This window comes from Eggerthella sp. (assembly GCF_048329335.1).
In the GTDB taxonomy this organism is placed as follows: Bacteria; Actinomycetota; Coriobacteriia; order Coriobacteriales; family Eggerthellaceae; genus Eggerthella; species Eggerthella lenta.
Map to the genome: position 1 here is coordinate 1 of NZ_DBFEGU010000037.1, position 4,293 is coordinate 4,293.

The window sequence follows — 4,293 nt, forward strand, 5'->3', positions numbered from 1 at the left end:
GGACGCCGACGACGGCGCGCTCGCGCCTCCCGAAGACGAGCTGAAGAAGCCCCTGGTCATCGTGATGCACGCATCGGTGGGCTCCGGCCACCGCAGCGCTGCCTACGCCGTCGCGCAGGCGTTCGAGCTCATGCGCGACGCGGACGGCGAGCGGACGGACGGCCAGCCTCCCATCCCCGACGACCTCGACATCGAGGTGATCGACGTGCTGGATTACGGCCGCATCGTGTTCGACGGAAACAACGCTGCGTCGCTGTTCACGGGCGCCACGCGTCCCATCTACGACCTCACCTGGCGCTTCACGCTCACCGGACGGCTTCTGTGGGGCGGCGGCTCCATCTGGTCGCACCTCATGTACTCGAAGTTCACCGACTACGTGCGCGACAGGCAGCCGCTGGCCATCGTGTGCACGCACATCACCGCCGCCAACGTGGCCGTGGCGGCGCGCATGCTGACCGGCCAGCACTACCCCATCGTGTGCGTTCCCACCGACTACGAGACCGAGGGCCTCTGGCCGCACAAGGCCGCCGATCTGTTCTGCGTCGCGAACGAGTCGATGGCCGAGACGCTGCGCCCGCGCAAGGTGCCCGAGGAGAGCATCCTCATCACCGGCATCCCCACGCGCGACGATTTCCGCCGCGCCTACGACCGCCCCTCCGTGCGCGAGCAGTTGGAGCTGCCCCAGGATAGGCGCATCGTGCTGGCCTTGGCGGGCGCGTACCTGCCCCGCCCCTACGTGCACTTCCGCACCGCGCTGGACAAGCTGCTGCCCTACCTGCACGGCTTCGACGACACGCTGCACTTCGTGTTCGTGGCCGGAAGCGACGCCGACTACGCGCGCCACCTGCGCCAGGAATGCGACGATCTGGGGCTCTCCAACGCCACCGTACTCGACTACGTGGACGACATGGCTGCGCTCATGGCGGCCAGCGACCTGGTCATCTGCAAGTCGGGAGGCCTCACGGTTACCGAGTGCCTGTGCGCGCAGGTCCCGATGATCCTTCTGGGCAAAGCGTACGGCCAGGAGAAGGTGAACGTGCAGATGCTCACCTCGCTGGGCGCCGCCATGCACGTGACCACGGCGCGCGAGCTGCTGGACACGCTGCGCCACGTGGCGCGCAACCCCGAAAGCGCCCACGCCATGCTGATCAACGGCAGCTTCCTGCGCCACCCGAACGCCGCCGAGGACATCGCGAACGCCACGCTGCGCCTGATAGCCGCGCCGAAGAACCCCGACGACCCGCGCTACCGCAAGCACCTGCTGCACTTCTACTGGGGAAAGAAGCCCGCCCACATCCGCTAAGGGCGCAGACGGGGTTTCGCGTCGGCTTGGTACCAGGTTTGTGCATTATGCGCTCATCGGACCGGAGGTCGACCGATGAGCGTATACTGGTTGTTCGGCGCCCGACGTTCGCTCGGTTGCGCCTCGATCTTCCGAAATGCATGACGCGGCGGATCGACCCCGCACCTGCAATCAGCGGCACCCGTGCCGCACCGACACAGAAAACAGAGACAAATGAAGCAATTCAACGAACTCGGCCTGTCCGACCAGGCTCTTGAAGCCGTCGCGCGCCTGGGCTACGAAGCGCCCACGCCCGTCCAGGAGCAGGCCATCCCTCTCGCGCTCGAAGGGCGCGACCTCATCGCCGCCGCCAAGACCGGCACCGGCAAGACCGCGGCCTTCTCGCTGCCCTCGCTCGACCGCCTGGGCCATGCCAAGGGCGGGCAGGGCCCGCTCATGCTCGTGGTCACCCCCACGCGCGAGCTGGCCCAGCAGATCGGCGAGGTGTGCACCGCCATCGCCGCCTCCACGCATCACCGCATCCTCACCGTGGTGGGCGGCCTGTCCTACACCCCGCAGATCAACAAGCTCAAGCACGGCGTGGACATCCTCATCGCCACGCCGGGCCGCCTGGTCGACCTCATGGAACAGGGCGCCGTGCGCCTCGGCGACGTGGAGGTGCTCGTGCTGGACGAGGCCGACCGCATGCTGGACATGGGCTTCTGGCCGGCCATGAAGAAGATCATCGGCGCCACGCCCGCCTCGCGCCAGACGCTGCTGTTCTCGGCCACCATCGACGCGTCCATCAAGAACAGCGTGGGCAAGCTGCTGCACGACCCGGCGTTCGTCGAGATCGCCCACAAGGGCGAGACGGCCGACACCGTAGAGCAGTACATCGTCCACGTGGCGCAGACCCTCAAGCCGGCGCTGCTCAAGGCCGTGCTGGCCGAGAAGGGCTCCGACCGCGTCATCGTGTTCGCCCGCACGCGCAGCCGCGCCGATTCCACGTGCCGCCGCCTCAAGCGCGCGGGCTACACCGCCGAGGCTATCCACTCCGACCGCAGCCAGGCGCAGCGCCGCCGCGCGCTCGACAACTTCGCCGCCGGCAAGACGGGCGTGCTCGTGGCAACCGACGTGCTGGCGCGCGGCATCGACGTGGAGGAAGTGGACTACGTCGTGAACTATGACCTGCCCACCCAGCCCGAGGATTACGTCCACCGCATCGGCCGCACGGGTCGAGCGGGCGCCGCGGGCTTCGCCGTGTCGTTCGTAAGCCCCGAGACGGCCGACGCGCTTCGCGACATCGAGAAGCTCATCAAGCGCCCCATTCCCGAGATGGAGGTGCCTTCGTTCGATGCCGAGCAGGCCGCCGAAGAGGCCGCGGGCAAGGCCGCCCGCGCCGACGCGCGCCGCGACCCCGAGATCAAGCAGGCCGCCAAGGAGATGGCCGCGCGCGAGCGCAAGAAGGCCAAGGCCCGCGAGCAGGCGCAGGCCGAAGACGCGCCGAAAAACGCCCCGAAGCGCAAGGCGCCGAAGAAGCCCGTCGCGTCGAAGGGCGCCCAGCCGAACCGCCAGCAGCCGGGCCGGGCGAACGCGAAGCAAGGGCAGCCCGGCCAGCGCAGCGGCAAGCCCGCGTCCGGAGGCGCGCGCCCCGCGCAGTCTTCGGCGAAGAAGGGCGGTCCCGATCTCCGTCCGGGCCGCGCTCATCGCGCCAGCCTCGCCCAGCAGCGCAGCAGAGGCGGCAAGCGCAAATAGACGTCATGGACGGCGGGAAGCGAAGCATCCCCGGTTCCCGCCGCCCGCCGCATTACTCCTTCTGCGTTGTAAGGCATGCGAGAAGACCCGGCAGCGCGAACTTCGGGTCCAACGTGCGGCAAAACCGGGGGTTTGGCAGTCTCGAGGTGCCCATGACGACCATGTTCCCGTTTCGGCAAACCGTGAACTGGGGGTTTGCTTGGAAGCTGTTCGGCGAAGGGCGCGAAAACTGCCAAAACCCCGATTTTGCCGCATATGGGTTCGTGAAACCGTGCTCGCCGCTGAGTCCGCGCCGCCGAACGCCGGCTGCAACCTCAGCGCCGCCTCGTCGAGGCCGACACCCGCGCGCGGCAACCTCTTAGCCCAAGGGGTTCTTGTTCTGGTTGGCGGCCACGTGGACGAGGCGGTTGCCCAGCCACAGCAGGAACGCCAGCACGACGACGGCGCTGCCGGCCAGCATCCATTGGCCGCGCGTCAACTCCGCGATCAGCAGGAACACCACCACGGCCGCGGCGAACAGCAGCACGAGCGTGCCGAAGGCGACCAGAGCCGTAGCGGCCGTGCGGGCGCCGTTTCCCTCCTCGCGCTCCGGATGGGATCCTTGCTCGATCCGCTCGGATTCATCGTTCATATCGGAAGCCCTTCCCATCGACAACGGCCCGACGGGGGTCGCGTTCGCTCAGCATACGCTTTTCGTGGCGACGACGGCCACGCCGGTGCCGCATACGTCCTCGATCAGCACGTCTCCGGCCGCGACCGGCGCGTCGAGCCGCAGCGCGGCGACGGCGGCCAGCACGTCCTTCATAGCGGCTTTCGGCACGGGACGCTGCGTCTTCACGCTGACCGGCTCCAGGCAGCCGGACACGCACAGCACGGCGGTCACCATGCGCTCGGGGGCGACGGCCTCCTGCGCCGCGTAGTCGGCCCCGCGCTTGCAGGTATAGCCGGAAACCTCGCTCACCTGCCCGTTCTCGTCGAGCGCGACCTCTATACGGCAGCCCAGCGGGCAGCAGATGCACGTGTAGGCGGCGATGTCGGTAGCGAACTGCATCAGTCGGCGCCTCCTCCGGCCATGCCGGTCTCGTCGGCCACGCGCGCGGCCTCGTCGCGGCCCTCGACGCGCACGCGCACGGCCGAGCACCCCGCCGCGGCGCCCGCGGGCAGGACGACGAGCACCATCTCGGCGGGCACGGCGATCATCGTCTTCGCGCGCTTCAGCTCGCGCACCCGGCCGGCTTCGTCGATCCCCTCCACCA

The 4,293-nt window shown here is 68.9% G+C and carries 5 protein-coding genes; 2 read left to right on the plus strand and 3 right to left on the minus strand.

Translation table 11 applies throughout. The features are described 5' to 3' along the window. Nucleotides 1–40 precede the first annotated feature (40 nt). Both ACMO6A_RS01405 and ACMO6A_RS01410 read left to right on the plus strand, forming a co-directional pair. Nucleotides 41–1,303: a glycosyltransferase gene (locus tag ACMO6A_RS01405; protein WP_418470676.1), complete on the plus strand. Its 1,263-nt coding sequence runs from the start codon at nt 41–43 to the stop codon at nt 1,301–1,303. A 213-nt stretch (nt 1,304–1,516) separates the two neighbouring features. After that, nucleotides 1,517–3,037, plus strand: coding sequence for a DEAD/DEAH box helicase (locus ACMO6A_RS01410; RefSeq protein WP_009608372.1), 1,521 nt, complete (start codon nt 1,517–1,519; stop codon nt 3,035–3,037). Nucleotides 3,038–3,395: 358 nt separating this feature from the next. Here ACMO6A_RS01410 and ACMO6A_RS01415 read toward each other — a convergent pair whose 3' ends face one another. The 3 genes from ACMO6A_RS01415 to ACMO6A_RS01425 all read right to left on the minus strand — a co-directional run. Continuing rightward, nucleotides 3,396–3,668, minus strand: coding sequence for a hypothetical protein (locus tag ACMO6A_RS01415; protein WP_009304638.1), 273 nt, complete (start codon nt 3,666–3,668; stop codon nt 3,396–3,398). A 48-nt stretch (nt 3,669–3,716) separates the two neighbouring features. Beyond that, the gene (locus tag ACMO6A_RS01420; protein WP_009304639.1) at nt 3,717–4,088 is read right to left on the minus strand and encodes a DUF1667 domain-containing protein; all 372 of its coding nucleotides are present in this window, start codon (nt 4,086–4,088) and stop codon (nt 3,717–3,719) included. Further along, the coding region (locus ACMO6A_RS01425; protein ID WP_418470675.1) for a hypothetical protein at nt 4,088–4,293 on the minus strand (206 nt) is incomplete at its 5' end. The genes ACMO6A_RS01420 and ACMO6A_RS01425, both read right to left, overlap by 1 nt.